This window comes from Brevibacillus sp. SKDU10, from assembly GCF_001645205.1.
Taxonomy (GTDB): domain Bacteria; phylum Bacillota; class Bacilli; order Brevibacillales; family Brevibacillaceae; genus Brevibacillus_B; species Brevibacillus_B halotolerans.
The window spans coordinates 12,376-28,155 of record NZ_LSSO01000184.1 but is presented as its reverse complement, the minus strand read 5'-3'; the positions used below and the strand labels follow the sequence as shown (position 1 = coordinate 28,155).

The window sequence follows — 15,780 nt, the reverse complement described above, 5'->3', positions numbered from 1 at the left end:
TCAAATTCTCAACAAGGAGCAGTAAAAAAGCGATGATTCTTATGGAACCATCGCTAACTTATCATAATTTAAAACAACATATGTGCTATACCAGCAATAATCGGTAATGTAATTAAGGTCCGTAATAGAAAAATCAGGAGGAGATCTTTGATCGTAACAGGCAATCTGGAACCTAGTAACAGACCACCTACCTCAGACATATAGATCAGTTGAGTAACTGAAATGCAAGCAATCACAAATCTAGTCAGCTCACTTTGAATACCACTGGCAAGTACTGTTGGCAGGAACATATCAGCAAAACCAGCAACTAATGTCTGCGAAGCTGCTTGCGCTTCAGGTATTTGCAATAACTCTAGCAAAGGAGTAAATGGCAAGCCTAGCCATGCGAAAATAGGAGTTTGGTCCGCAATGATCAGCGCAATGGTTCCGACAGCCATAATGATTGGTGTAACACCGAGCCACAAATCTAATACATTATGTGAGCCTTCTCTTAAAAAAGCAAAGATGCTGTTATTTTGTTCAGCTCGCGTTACAGCTAGTCTCAATCCCTTTCGTACTAACGATTGTTCTTGTTCCTCATCCTCTTTATGCGGCACTACCCCTTCATGATACGTATCGGCTTTACGAGACAATGGCGGTATGCGAGGCATAATAATAGCCGCAATGAGTCCTGCAAAAGTAACGGTCAGATAAAACGGTACAAACATATGCGCAAGATTTACTTGAGATAACACAACAAAGCAAAACGTAATCGATACCGCTGAAAATGTTGTACTAATAACTGCAGCCTCACGTTTTGTATAAAACCCCTGCTCATATTGCTTGCTAGTCAGCAATACTCCGATTGTCCCATCCCCAAGCCAGGAAGTAATGCAATTGACAGAGGATCGTCCGGGTAGCTTGAATAAAGGTCGCATTACTTTCAAACATAACGTACCACAAAATTCTAATAGCCCAAAATTCATTAAAAGAGGCATGAATAGGCCAGCGAATAAAAACACGGTAACTAGTAACGGCAACAATTTGTATAAAAGCATACCACCAGTGCTTTCAGACCAAATCCATTCTGGTCCTATTTGAAATAATGTGCAAATAGCCAAAAGCATTCCAACCACTCGCATCACAAGCCAAAATGGAGAAACTCGGCATAAAACCGTCCAAAAAGAGGTTTTAGTAGTCAAAGCCGCTGGACGAAATAGCTTGGCCCACAAGCTCAAAAGCGCAGTCATACTAATAAAAATGGTTACTAGCTGTGGTAAAATAAACGCAAATTGCTCCTGTAATAATTGGGACAATAATGCTATTGGAATCGTAACCTGTCCATCAATAGAAACCGGGGTAATAAATAATAACACCCCGATGATTGAAGGTATTAAAAAGCGCATAAGCTGCTTAGATGTAGTTATATGAAAATAAGTCTCTTTTTTAACTGTCTGCATGGCTCTCCTCAAAAGTTTGTCATATTGCATACAAATAAATAATTATTCAACGATATACATCTTAATACATTCGCTCACGCTACTCAACCTATAAAAAATGTTAGGACTCTAAAAAAGACAAAAATCTTTGTTGAAAAAGAGCTAATTCCTCATAAAATATCCCGTGCCCGCTCTGCTCAAATGAAAACAATTGCGATCCGTATATCCCTTGATGCATCGCCAAAGCAAATTCATACGGGCATACCTGATCATGCTTTCCATGAAAAATTCCCGTAGGTACATGTATCTTGGCTAAGTCAGAACGTAAATCCTCATCTCGTAACGACATAGCTGTCATAGCTGTAGCATGGTTAGAAGCTGCCATGCCAAGCCCCCAAAACCATAAACGAAGCTCGTCACTAACGGGTTGGTAGAAAAATATGTTTCCAAAATCACGCATCATAGCCGGCCGATCTGTGTACGTTTTATAAATTAATTCGTCTACTTGCCGTTTGGTCATTCCATAGGGATAATTTTTTCGTTGTACAAAAGATGGTGCTGCTGCTGCTAACAAAGCCAGCTTTCCCACCTGGTACCCTTTATGTCGAGCCATATAGCGAATGGAAATTGCTCCCCCCATCGAATGTCCAACCAATGTAACATTTTCCAAACACAGCGCATCCATTATGACGCGAATATCATCTGCTAGTCGATCGTAACAATATCCTTGCCAAGGACGATCCGAATCGCCAAACCCGCGCAAATCTATCCCTACACAACGGTATCCATAGTTTGGTAGCCAGGTGGTCTGATACTCATACATCTGATGATTAACTGGCCATCCATGAATAAATACCACTGTTTTTTCGCCCTCTGGATACAAATCATCTGCGTAAATATGCACACCCTCTTCTACCTCTATGCAAGCCATACCGTTCCCTCCCTTTTGTTGTATCATTCATTTGTATGTCATGTTGAAAGCGTTAAGAAGAAGGACAGCTTTGTTCCCTCAAAAACTTTTCATCTAGCTCGTCACATTCAAAAAACCTCGACCAGATATTCTCGGTCGAGGTTTTTTGAATCTGTCGTTTCAAAGAAAGGAAATAATAGCTTAGTTGATACCAACCGCTTTGTAAGCATCTTTTACTGCTTGTACTTCAGCGGAATCAGCACCGTATAAATCTGTTGCTGCATTGATTGCTGCTTGACGCATTTGAGCAAAGTTAGAGGTTGACGTTAGATAAACAGTTAATGCACGATAGTAAATTTTTTCAGTTGCTTCGCGTCCTACTCCTTCAACCGTGACTCCATAATGAGTGCCACCTTCAGAAATCAGGTAGGCTGCTTTGTTATTGATACCGCTATTGGTATGAACGCCACCATTATCTTTAGTGCCTGTATATTTTTTGCTCATATGGTCAGGGTGATTATATTTAGCTGGGTCAGATAGTGAGCGCAGTGCATCCCCAGGAATATCAGGAGTGTAAATATCTTCACCGATTTCCCAATCATCACGATCTACCATTGCACCAAAAATGTCCGAAATAGATTCATTCAATGCACCTGACTCATTTCTATAAATCAAGCCTGCTGTTCTTTCTGTTACAGCATGAGTTAATTCATGAGCAATTACGTCAAGGCCGCCCGATAAACTGATGAATTTTTTGCCGTCTCCATCGCCATACACCATCTCAGAGCCATCCCAGAAGGCATTGTTATAGTTTGTAGAATAATGAACGATAGAATTGAGCTTGGCGCCAGCATTATCAAAGCTATCACGATTAAATGTGTTTTTATAGTAGTCGTACACTTTGCCCGCATAAGCATGAGCATCGACTGCGGCTGGATCGTCGAAATTGTTATTTGTACTTGTTACTGGGTACATATAAGTGGTGCCATTACGCGCTGTATACGTTTCGACCCCTTTACCGCGAGTAGTATCCTTCAAAGAATAGGTCCCATTAGCATATGTGGTTGGGAATGTTTTCGTATCACCTAAAACCCCTTTACCTGTGCCTAATTCTTTTGGATCGGCTGAACCAGCTTCATCTGCTTGTCCATCCAAGGATCGAACATCAGCAGTTGAATCTACAGCTTCTCCTACTTTGATATTAGACTTATGCGCCTTTGTCACATGCTCCATAATGTTATATTTGTCTAAGACTTTTCCATTATGAGCATCGATTGCATAGAACCAACGGCCTGGTTCTGGTTCAAGGAAGGTAACCTCTGTTATATAGGCCAAAGAAACCTTATTCTCCTGAGGATAGATATATAAATCTGCCTCTGGTTCAACGCTAAATTCTGATACTTCCCCTACATCCTTCTTCAAATCTTTTTTGATAGCTTTAATCGCATCTTTTTCTTTTAATTTAGGCTTTGTTTTTACTTTTTTCAGAGACTCTGTAGGAACTACTTGTCCAAAGAAGGAGGTTACATCCCCGTCTTCATTTAGATGCACAGTCTGATCTGAGCCGTACACTGGAACCCCTTTATATACCTCACGTAGACGGTAATGAGTTGTGTCAGTTTCTTGATCCTCTATTTCGTTTAGCAATTCAAACTGATTCTCTACCTCGCCTTGTACTTTAAGTACATCACTCTTGTCGGATAAATATTTCCAAACAACCTCTTGTTTTTTGACTTTCTTAGGTGCTTTCCATGTCTCACTCATGTAAGAAGGAGTTTCCCAGTCGCTATTATACATAACATTACTTTTTGCGAATGCTGGAAGTCCGCCTCCCAATAAGCTTGACCCTAACAAAATAGTAGCAATAATACTAGATGAGACCTGATGTTTTTTCAAAATAATTCCTCCATTCCCAATAAGATTTTTAAGTACATCCTCATTTTTAAATATTTCGAAAATATTGTCAACTTATTTTTTTACATTTTTCATCATTTTTTTATTTTGTTCTTTATATACAGACATAAAGTAACAGTATAAATAATAATCCATAAATGTGATGAATAATTCGAAAATAGGCAAACCTAGTCACATTGGATAAAAATAACTATTACTGGATTTCATGAACATCAAAAAAAAGCAACTCTCCAGTCTGATGACCGGAAAGTTGCCCCTTTTACTATCTTTTCACTTTACTATTTTACTTCAACGACGCGACCTTCAACTTTAGGCGCAATCACCTTGCGCTCTTTGAATGCATCCTCCATGATGCTGTAAAGAGTGAAGCCGGTATCAAATGCTGGTTTTTTCAGTGTTGAGTATCCGTCGCCGCCAGTTGCAATGAAATCATTTGTTGCGATACGATATGTTTTCTTCAGGTCGATTGGTTTACCTGCTACCTTAACTTCCACAAGGCGTTGACCTGCAGGTTTTGTCGGATTGTAGGAGAATGACATGCCGCTGATGTGTGGGAAACGACCTGCACCTTTCTCTACTTCACTTACACCGACTTCCATTGCTTTAACGATCTCATCCCCCGTTGCCTCGATAATGACAAGTGTGTTCGGGAACGGTAGCAATGTGTACAAATCTTTCTTGGTGATATCACCCGCTGGCAATTGGGTACGGATTCCTCCACCGTTTGTAATGGCGATATCCGCTTCATGTCCTTTGATGGACTGTGTTTTTTCACGCATTACATCCGCAATTAAGTTACCGATGTTTGTTTCTTGTTTGCGAACCAATTCACGATCGCCATCAAGAGGTACTTCAGCTTTTGCAATTACCACTTTCATAGCGTTATCTACTTTATTTACTACGTCTTTTACCAGTTTCTCTACTTCTGGATCAGGTTTTACATTTTTATCATATTCAACTAAGCCACCGCTGAAGCCTACGAGCTTGTTCTTGTAGTAGAACAGATCAGCACGACCTAATGATTTACCGTATTCCCAGTCCTGAACGATGTAGGTGCCATTTACTTTTTCAGGTTGTCGTAATGGTGTATGAGAATGGCCACCTACAATAAGGTCAATACCATCAACTGCTTTTGCTACTTCACGGTCGACATCAATACCTATATGAGAAACAACAACAACATGGTCTACTTCCTTCTTCAACTCAGGTACCATTTTCTTGGCAACTTCTACTGGTGATTTGAAAGTTAACCCCTTTACATTGTCAGGATGAGTCAGGATTGGCGTATCTTCAGCTACAAAGCCAAGGAAAGCAAATTTTTTGCCATTAATTTCTGTTTTGTATACCGGAACTAAAAGATTAGTGCCATCCTCTTTGACTACATTGGCATTAATGACTGGGTATTTCAATTGATCGCGCAATTTCAACAGTTGCTCATAGCCAAAGTCAAATTCATGGTTACCTGCTGCCATCGTATTATAATTTAAGTGATTAAGGATCGGAAGAACAGACTCACCTTTAAACTGGTTTACAAATATTGTTCCTTGGAATGTATCACCAGCATCTAGCAATAAGAAGTTTTTGTTTTCTTCGCGCCATTCCTTAATTAGGGTAGACATTTTGGCATACCCAAACTCTTTTCCGCTTTCATTCTCGTCGATGTGGCCATGTACGTCATTTGTATGAGCAATCGTTACATGAGTTGTAATGGCATCACCTAATGCTTGTAGGAAATCGCCGCGAGTAAGCGTAGCTTTTTTGTCTACTTTCAAGTCATAGCCTAGTTTTTTGGCAATTGCGATCGCTTTGTCGGAAGAAACGTTTACTGCTGGTGTTTTTACTTCTGCTGCCGTTAATGCACCTTGCTTTTCCAACCATTGCAAAGCAGGAGTAGCCCAATGTGCTTTACCTTGCGCCGCTCCCAAGGTAACACCTTTTACTTTTGTCATGGTTACTGCTACTTCCGCCAATGTAATATTTCTGTCCAAAGACAAATCAGAGATAATCTTCTGTTCCTTCATCCAGTTTGCATGTGTAACTGGTTGAAGAGGTGCTGCAAAAGCGCTTGTTGCGAATAAAGAAGAAGCTAGTAAGCCTGTTAAGAGGGAATATCCAGTAATACTTTTTTTCATGTATTGAGTCTCCTCCCAAAAATAAATATAATGTCGTAGCTATTATACCAAGTTTTTTTGCTTTCCCCCATCTTTTTGTCGCAAAATTGGTAGTGTAAGCGGATATATTCAGAGTTTTTCCGTACGTTTATGTAAAGACTCAATCATATCTTCCATTTTTTCTTGAATCTGTCTTTTTATTCGTGCGAAGGGGATTCTCATTAAACGATTCTCTCCTCTATGCTTCCATAGTACAAATGTCTCCCCGCGATCCTCCTCTATGGCAAGCATTCTTACATCTATTTTTCGTAGGTCTTTCGCAACGGCCTTTTCCATCCCATAAGCTACTTCGCAAAGGAAGGAGAGCAAATGCCCATACGCCATCCCAAGTTTTAAAGAAGAATTGATTAGTAGCTCTGTATCTCGTTTTAAATACTTTCCTGCCTCTTTCCATATAACATAAGCAAAAATTTGTTCTTGAATTTCCATTTATTATCACCTATTATTAAATGGGATCATATGTTCTTATATTATGAAGGATAGAGGTATTTTCATGCAACAAAAAACCAATACGATTGAAATCCACAGGTCTCAATTGTACTGGTCATATATCCAATCTTTTATTCTCTCGTGTATCGGTTGAGGCCTTAAGACTTAGTACCTGCTATGGTTTGTTGTAATTATTCCTTAACCATAATCGTTTTCAACATAGCCCAGATTTTCGGAAGAATAACAGCATTTTCTGTTTCGTTAGGAGCAAATACCGTAAATCTAAACCATCTGCTATCTATTTTTGTAACGATAATTTCTTTATGATCGTTTTTCGTATCCACCCCAAGATGAAGGGCTGTTTTTTGCAAAAAAGGATCTGTTTCCTGCTCTTTTTTCAGATTCTGTACATTTCCTAAATCACTTAATTCGACTTCCATTAGCTTCTTTTGTGCAGCTAGATCTACCTTATCCGGTATTTGCTCAATCCGGACAGCATACCGGTCATTCTTCTCATAGAAGAGCATATCTTTCCCCGGCTCTTCGCCAGTGGCTATAAAGTCAGGTAAATAATAAAGGAAATATCCTAAGTGACTTTCAAAAAGCTGCGCCTGCTCACTCACTTTTTTTCCATCTATCGTGTAAGTCAATTCTCTGGTTTGAGCTGGCGGTTGGCCCTTGCTACTAGCTGGATTGTTAGATTGAGGTATCTGTTTAGTATGATCTTTGTTTTCTTCCAAGACAGTAGCTGTCGCACCTGAGTTGATTATTTGGCCTGATTTTTCAGAGTCAGGAGTAGCTTGAACACCATTACCGCAGCCAGCCAATAATATTGCAATGATAGGTAAGACGATTATTCGTCTGCGCAGTCGATCATTAAGTACCATATTACACTCCCCCTTGTTCGGAAATCATCGTTCGCCTAATTTCTAAGCTAGACAAAATGGTTTCGTTCCAATCAAAAGCTGTACTGCCTCTCTACTACTATATGAATTAAGGGGATAGAGTATTCATAGTTTTATGAAAAAGTTGAGAGAATAGGGCTACATTTTCTTTACTTGCATAAAAAAAGACCGAGCAAGTAGCCTATTGCCCAGTCTTTGTCCTTTTTTCAGCTATTGTAAAACTCAAGGGGGGTTATCTTTCATTCATTCTATTTAATAGCACCAGATTTTGACGTAGTAAGGCTTTCACTTTGTCAGAAGAAACAGGCTCTTGAAACAGATAGCCCTGATATTCATCACAGCGGTGCTTGCTTAAATAATCTAGTTCTTCCTGAGTTTCGACTCCTTTTGCCAATACCGTCCAATTGAGGTTTTGAGCTAGTGCAATCACAGATAAAACCACAGCCTGATTTTTATCCTCATACGGCAGCTCATAGATAAAGCGCCGACCAATATTAATTCGGTCAATTGGCAAATGAATCAACTGTTGCAAACTATGCAAATCGCTGCCAAATTGCTCAAGGCATACTTGTACACCCAGCTCCTTTAACTGATGTACCAGCTCGTATCCTTGCTTGTTATTTAATAGCATACTCTCAGTCAGCTCAAGCTCTACATATTCTGCCTGTAATCCTGTTTCTTTTAAAATGGCAGCAATCATATCAATAAAGTCATGTTTCCAAATTTGACTATTCGCCAGATTAATCGAAATTCGTACGGGAGGATATCCCTGCTGTTGCCATTCTACTGTCTGTTTACAAGCAGTACGTAATACCCATTCACCAATAGGGATAATCAATCCTGTCTGTTCTGCTAACGGTAGAAATTCATCAGGCACAATCAAGCCTTTCATCGGATGTTCCCACCGTATCAAAGCTTCCATCGCTACAATTCGTTGTGTCTCTATAGAAACCTTTGGCTGATAATATAACCGTAGCTCATGATTTTCCATCGCTCGTTGTAATTCGCTGGCTACATGTAATCGTTCAAAATCTATTTCATTCATTATGGGAGAAAAAAGTTTATAATGGCTGCCATTTCGGCTTTTTGCGTGGAACATTGCAGTATCTGCTTGTTTCATAAGAGCTTGTAAATCTTGACCATCGTCTGGATAATGGGCAATCCCAATACTCGCTGTTACATGCACTTCATGACCTTTAATCAAGCAAGGCTGTTCAATGGCTTGAATAATTTTATCTGAGATAAGGAAAAGTTCATCTTGCATAATACTAGGTAGTAATAAAATAAATTCATCTCCGTCTAACCGCGATACTGTATCGCACTCACGTACACAGGATTTTAAACGGTTCGCTACCGTAATCAGCGCTAAATCACCAAATTGATGACCTAAAGAATGATTGATTCCTTGAAGGCTATTTATATCTAAAAACAGTACAGCTAGTTTTTCAAGTGGTTCTGGACTTCTCATCGTTTGCAGCACTTCTTGAAATCTAATTTCTAGCAAACGTCGATTAGGTAAGTCGGTTAGGATATCGTAATATGCCATATGGTAAAGCTGTTCCTCCACCTTTTTTTGATCAGTATAATCACGTATCATGAGAATGCCTCCTAGAACACGTTTTCTCCTGATCAACGGCAGGAATGTTATATTCACGTGTAAAAAACGATGGCTATTTTCAACTAAAGTAACATTAGCATTCAGGGTTTCACCTTGGAACAATCGATGTAAATACTTTCGTATAGCGGGTATTTCTTTTTTGCCTACATAGTCCATAAATGTTCTGCTTGAACATCCAGCTTCTGTAGAATCTTCACCGATCAATTTTCTCCAGGCAGGATTCACTTCTAAAATCTCTCTATTCGTGTTAAGAAGCAGGCAAGCATCACTATTTGTTTCCCAAAACATTTGGCTACGATTCGCTTTTTTCCAAATACTTCTTTTCTCGATGTCTAAATACCCCTGTTTGCGTAACAGTCCGACGGTCCCTACAATAAGCAGGGTTACCCCCATCCCGACAAAAAAAGAGAGGATGAGCGAATTCATCATTTCTGAAACGTCGTTCATTGCAACTTCTCCTTCTGTCGTAACCTTCATTTTTTCTCCATCCATCCTGCTTTCCACAATACCCCATCTTCTCTCAATATAAAAGGGTCGGAGTGACTATGATTTAAAAATGTTACTAGGCTTTTCCCCTTCTTTGTGACTAGTACCGTTCCCTCTGGTTTAAGCATAAAAAAGCCTGAAGCAATGCCTCAGGTTGTCAAGATCATTTGCTTTTCTAAGCCTCCCTTTTCCAAGCAATCTGTATCCAGCTTGGTAGGTAGTTTCCGTAATAGCCGCTGGAAAGTGTTACGCCTTTAAGAAGCTCATGTTCTTTTCCCGTACTGAGATCTTTTACAAATAACGAACCGTTAGCAGGAGTTTGCAAGCGAACATATGCTACCTGACGACCTGTTGGTGCCAAAGAATAGGAACTGTCCGCTGTTGCTGATGAGCCAGCAGTAATAGCTTTAGCCTGATCTGCCTTGTCTAGTTGCCAGATACGTTGACCTGGTACTAAGGGACGATTCTCCAATTGGGTTGGCCACGGTGCTTCCTGTCCACGTAAAAATAGAAGTGGAGCGTCTGCTTTTGAACCAAACGCGGGCAAGGAATCCACTTTATCCGTTTGACCTTTGTTATACACCTGTTTATTTAGCGTCTCCCATATTCCTAATTTTTTCCCATAGGTAGCCATACGATCTACTCCATTTATAAAGGCAAGCCTAGTACTATCTTTGGACCAGGTCAGCCACTCTGGATAGGCTAAACCCACACCTATTTGAAAGGTTTTTTGTGAGTGAATTTGTAACACTTTAATGGGGACTCCATCTGCTGATAACGAAGCAGAATTAGGTTTTTCAAAATAGGCAAGGTAGGCACCGTTTGGCGACCACACTAATCCAGTAGCATCACGGGCATAGATTCCTTCAACAGTAGATATCATTTGGCTGTATAGGGTTCGTGAAGTACCATCTAAGAAAACCTGATTAATATGTAGATTTTCAGTTTTCGTTTGTGGAAAGGATACTGCAAGACTTTTTCCATCTGGATACCAGGAGTAATCAGATACCTCATTTACCTCATTCTGCTGAAAAATGCTCTGTACCCTCTCTACCCCCTTTGGCGTAATACGAGCAACTATTCCTTCTTCCTTTGAATTTTCTCTTGTCTGATAAGCCAGCATATTTTCTGTAGGCGACCATTTAGGAGTACCTGTAATTTCTCTTTGATCTACCTGATATTTCTTGCTGCCATCTGCCTTCGAAACCCATAAATACCACGGACCTGAATAACTCTTTGGATCGGGACTTTGTAAATATGCAATCCACTCTTTAGTAACTGACCAATCGACAATCTGCACCTTGCCATCTGTCGCTATAGGGATCGGTTGGCTCCCCTGCTTGGATGCATCCCACAACAAGACCGTATGTTCATTTTGCAAGGCAACATAAAAAGGAAAGGTTTGCGTAGACACTCTGGTAGGAATCCCTACATCAGATGTCCGTTGATCAGATATTTGCTTGTTTGAGGATTGTATTGTTTCTTTGTTTGCAAGTGTGCTTGATTGAAATCCGCTTGCTTCTGCAGTAACTCCTCCTAGGCTGACACTTGCCAGTAGTAAGTAGCCTGCAAGCAACAAAACCCTTGTGCATTTTCCTTTTTTCTGCATGCTGTTTTCTCCTTTCGTTATTATTTTTAAAAAAAATCATTCTTTTTCATTTGTACCATTATTTTACTTTCTATCATAATTTATTATCCTACATTTAAGTTCTGGATTTTTCAACCAACATTTTCCACATTTTTTTCGATTAATCACTTTCCACTCACGAATAATCAAGCAGATGCAATGAATGCTGAATGTAAATCCCCCCTTTTTTCGGAGATTATGGCGAATAAAAGGGGGGCTGCACTGAGCTTTATTGTTATATCGAAACGGTTGGCAAAATAATTCGGACTGTCGTTCCCTTACCTAGTTCGCTTTCAATCTGTATTTCACCATTATGATTTTCAATGATTTTGTAGCTAACCATTAAGCCTAGTCCAGTTCCTTTTTCTTTGGTAGTAAAGAATGGCTCGCCAACTCTTGCTAGTTTATCCTGAGGAATTCCCTTTCCTTGATCTGTAATCTCTATAGCAATTTTTCCTGATGCCTTTCTACTAACATGCACGTCAACACTGCCACCAGTCGGCATGGACTCAATGGCGTTTTTTAACACGTTAATTAATACTTGCTTTAGCTGATTTTCCACACAATGAATCTTTGGTAAAGGCGTTGGAATTACTGGGATAATATCTACTTGGTTCATCAAAGCATGTGTTTCGATTAGCATTAATACATCATTGAGAATAATTCCAATATCCTCTGTCTGAAAGCTAAGGGCATGTGGTTTGGATAATAACAGCAATTCCGTAATAATTAATTCAATGCGATCAAACTCGCCCATCATAATCTGAAAATACTTCTCATTCCCCTGCCCATCTGCCATCATTAACTGGATGAAGCCCTTTAGCGCTGTTAATGGATTGCGAATCTCATGAGCAATCCCAGCAGCCAGTTGGCCAACGGCAGATAGCATTTCGGATTTACGTAACAACTCTTCCGCTTTTTTCTGTTGGGTAATATCCTCACTAATTTTAAGGAAATGAATGATTTCCCCTTCTTCATTTTTAATGGGCAGGAATGCTGTTCGTTCCCAAAAGGCCTCATCATTCTTGCGTTTGCTTTGTAATTCACCATACCAATTTCTCCCCTTGGTTAGGGTCTGGATTATTTCTTCTTGAATGTTCTCCTCATAATCCTCATGATTTTCTATAAGATTAAGCTTTTGACCGATCACTTCTTCTCCTGTGTAGCCTGTCTTTTCGGTAAAAGATGGGTTAATATACTGAATTTCACCGTCAAGGCCTGTAATAATAATGCTATTGGGGATTTGATGAATCGCATAGGAGAGCTTCTGTAGCTCTTTGTTGGCCATTTTTAATTCCGTAATATCTACAAACGTAATGACTACACCCTTAATAACATTATCCTGTGTCCGATAGGGCAAAATCTCCATGCTATACCATTGGCCATGTAAGCTTTGAATTTCTTTTTCCAACGGCATTACGCTATGTAAGACGTGCTCAGCATCTTCTACCAAATTGTTATACTTCAATTGATGTGTTATATGACTAATCGGACGATTGATATCCATGTCCATTAGATTAATAAGGGTGGTTACTGCTGGTGTAAATCGGCGTACGCACATATCTCTGTCCAAAAATATCGTCCCGATTTTCGTGCTGAGCAGAAAATTATCTATGTCATTATTTAAATCAAGCAGTTCTTGTATTTTGGCTTGATGTTCAGCGTTAACGGTAATTAATTCTTCGTTAATAGATTGGAGTTCTTCATTAGTGGATTGGAGTTCCTCATTTGCAGCAATTAATTCTTCATTGGTAGATTGTAGCTCTTCATTCGAGGTTTCTAATTCTTCGATAGTTGCCTGTAGACTTTCCTGCGCATATTGTAGTTCCAGCTCCAGCTCGCGAATTCGTTGGGTCGTCGTGCTTTGAGCATGAAAGCTCTGCTGCGCATCTTCCGGATATTTATCAGGTTTTGCTTCATCTTTAAAGGTAATCATCATATATTGCCCGTTATATTTATGGGGAGCAAAATTGTTAATGCTAAGTGTTATGAATTCAGAAACGTTAGCCTCCTCTTTTACTTTTACATTGGTAAAGATAATCTCTTTATTTTCCTTCCTGACTTTATGCATTGCTGAGCCAATTGCTGCTGATAAGGATGGCGAAACTAGCTTAAAAATATTTAATGTAATTTTGCCGCGCGGTAAGGTTAGATACTTATTAACAGGACCTGAAGTATGAACGATATCATAGTTTCTATCAACAATCACACATGCTGGCAAATATTCCTCTATGATCGTAGCGTATATATCGTCTAGCTTATTCGTTCCCGAAATCATTTCTCTTTCCCCTATTTTCACCGGGCTGGACTGTAGAACTGGACGTCCGCTTTCTTTATCAATACGGATAGTATGATTGGGAGTGTTTTGATTCGATTTCCGAATGGTGAAAATATTCCATTTACGATTGAGAGGAACATATAAATTCGCTAACTTTCCGATACTTTCACTTGGTCCTAAAAATAAATATCCCTTAGGATGCAAAGAAAAATGAAACAAGCTCAGTACCCTTTTTTGGACATCTGGTTGAAAATAAATCAACATGTTTCGGCATGTGATAAAATCCATATTGACAAAAGGTGGGTCTTTAATAATATTATGTGGAGCAAAAACGATCATTCTCCGGATATTTTTAATGACGTGATAGGCGTCACCCTGTTTCTCAAAATACCGATCTAACAAATCTTTCGAAATATCCTTCTCAATGGAGGCGGGGTAAATACCCTGAGCAGCGTAGTTTATTGCTTCTTTGTCTAAATCGGTAGCAAAGATGCGAACATCAAGTGTGATTTCTTTTTTACATAAATATTCATCAAACAACATAGCAAGGGAATAAGCTTCTTCTCCCGTGGAGCATCCCGCTACCCAAATACGCACATGCTGCTCACCATTTGCTTGTTTATTTTCGATTATTTTGGGGATTACATTTGCTTTTACGATGTTAAACGCTTCTTGATCTCGAAAGAAATGGGTGACATTAATCAGCATATCTTTTTGTAAGGCTCCCTGCTCCTCTTGTGTTTCTTCTAAATACTGAAGGTACTCTTCTAAGGATTGCTTGTTATTTATTTTCATTCGTCGTTCAATTCGCCGGATGATACCATCACGTTTATAGCCAGTAAAGTCGACTCCGTTATCCCTTGTAAGCAGGGTGAGTATGTCTTTCACTCGATCCTTTGCAATACTTCTCTCCTCTTCTCTTTCACTAAGGACATAGCGTTTTACATACTGTACTAGATACTCTCCTAATTGAAACGGAGCACAGATAAAATCTACTACTCCCGTAGAGAGCGCACTTCTTGGCATACCATCAAACTTGGCCGATTCGCCATCCTGTACCATAACCATTCCTCCATATTCATGGATAGCCTTTATCCCATTGGAACCATCTGTCCCAGTTCCTGAAAGAATGATGGCGATAGCACGTTGTTTTTTCTCAGTGGCCAAGGATGCCAAAAAGGCATCTATAGGTAAATGAATCCCAGAAACTTCAGGATACGTAGTTAAAGAAAAACGACCATTGATAAGTTGAATATAGTTCTTAGGTGGATTTAAATAGATGAAGTTGGGCTCGATTTTCATACCATCGGTCACTTGCTTTATCCTAAGGGATGTGTGTTTTTCCAACAATTCAGCCATAAAGCTTTTATAATGTGGCGATAAATGTTGGACAATAACAAATGCCATGTTTGAAGTCTCTGGTAAATGATCAAAGAATTCCTGCAACGCCTCTAGTCCCCCAGCAGATGCACCAATCCCTACTACTACAAATTCTTCTGTATTCTGCTTGTTCGTTTCATTTCTTTGGATAGAATCTTCTTCTCGATTGGACATCTAAAATCACCTTTCCTTGCAAAAATACTGTGACAAACGTTTTTCCGGCAACTATTCCCTAATGAATAGATGGGGAAAAGCGCAGTCGAGCCTAAAAACGAGGGAGACACTTCCAAAGTTTTTTTCATAAAAATTACCAAAACACACTACTACAAGTTTAGCAGAACATCTAAAAACATAATATATTGTTTTCAAATTATGACATGCGAAATACCCGTCCTATCTACGAGAAGGAAGGACGAGATTCGTTCAAAAATTAGCAATGAATTTTTGTATATGATCTATTGACTATACCCAGATATTACCATATACTACATAAACAAACACTAATTTACTGTATATTTGTAATGTTTGTTATATATTATCTAAGAAAGGGGAATTACTCACAAAAAAGTAGTAAAAGTAACATTTTATCCTGCTATGTAAGAACGAAAAGCTGTCACTTTCCTTTATTGATCTATAACCTAAAA

Annotated in this window: 9 protein-coding genes; all 9 read right to left on the bottom strand. The window is 39.3% G+C overall.

Going from position 1 to position 15,780, the window contains the following annotated elements; genetic code table 11:
* Positions 1 to 68 precede the first annotated feature (68 nt).
* Positions 69 to 1,439 (bottom strand): YjiH family protein, encoded by a 1,371-nt coding sequence (locus tag AYJ08_RS17525; RefSeq protein ID WP_064018799.1) that lies wholly within the window; start codon positions 1,437 to 1,439, stop codon positions 69 to 71.
* 100 nt (positions 1,440 to 1,539) lie between these two features.
* Complete coding sequence (locus AYJ08_RS17520) at positions 1,540 to 2,349, bottom strand: alpha/beta fold hydrolase (RefSeq protein WP_064018798.1); 810 nt, start codon at positions 2,347 to 2,349, stop codon at positions 1,540 to 1,542.
* 180 nt (positions 2,350 to 2,529) lie between these two features.
* On the bottom strand, positions 2,530 to 4,224 hold the full coding sequence (locus AYJ08_RS17515; RefSeq protein WP_064018797.1) for a M4 family metallopeptidase: 1,695 nt from the start codon (positions 4,222 to 4,224) through the stop codon (positions 2,530 to 2,532).
* 296 nt (positions 4,225 to 4,520) lie between these two features.
* A complete protein-coding gene (locus AYJ08_RS17510; protein WP_064018796.1) occupies positions 4,521 to 6,374 on the bottom strand; it encodes a bifunctional metallophosphatase/5'-nucleotidase in 1,854 nt (617 codons plus the stop codon).
* Positions 6,375 to 6,482: 108 nt separating this feature from the next.
* Positions 6,483 to 6,842 carry a YhjD family protein gene (locus tag AYJ08_RS17505; protein ID WP_003335335.1) on the bottom strand — a complete coding sequence of 120 codons (360 nt, stop codon included), beginning with the start codon at positions 6,840 to 6,842 and terminating at the stop codon, positions 6,483 to 6,485.
* 191 nt (positions 6,843 to 7,033) lie between these two features.
* Positions 7,034 to 7,729 (bottom strand): hypothetical protein, encoded by a 696-nt coding sequence (locus AYJ08_RS17500; protein ID WP_064018795.1) that lies wholly within the window; start codon positions 7,727 to 7,729, stop codon positions 7,034 to 7,036.
* A gap of 250 nt (positions 7,730 to 7,979) precedes the next feature.
* On the bottom strand, positions 7,980 to 9,812 hold the full coding sequence (locus tag AYJ08_RS17495; RefSeq protein ID WP_231929149.1) for a sensor domain-containing protein: 1,833 nt from the start codon (positions 9,810 to 9,812) through the stop codon (positions 7,980 to 7,982).
* 214 nt (positions 9,813 to 10,026) lie between these two features.
* The gene (locus tag AYJ08_RS17490; RefSeq protein ID WP_064018794.1) at positions 10,027 to 11,460 is read right to left on the bottom strand and encodes a hypothetical protein; all 1,434 of its coding nucleotides are present in this window, start codon (positions 11,458 to 11,460) and stop codon (positions 10,027 to 10,029) included.
* A gap of 253 nt (positions 11,461 to 11,713) precedes the next feature.
* Complete coding sequence (locus AYJ08_RS17485; protein WP_064018793.1) at positions 11,714 to 15,310, bottom strand: CheR family methyltransferase; 3,597 nt, start codon at positions 15,308 to 15,310, stop codon at positions 11,714 to 11,716.
* Positions 15,311 to 15,780 lie beyond the last annotated feature (470 nt).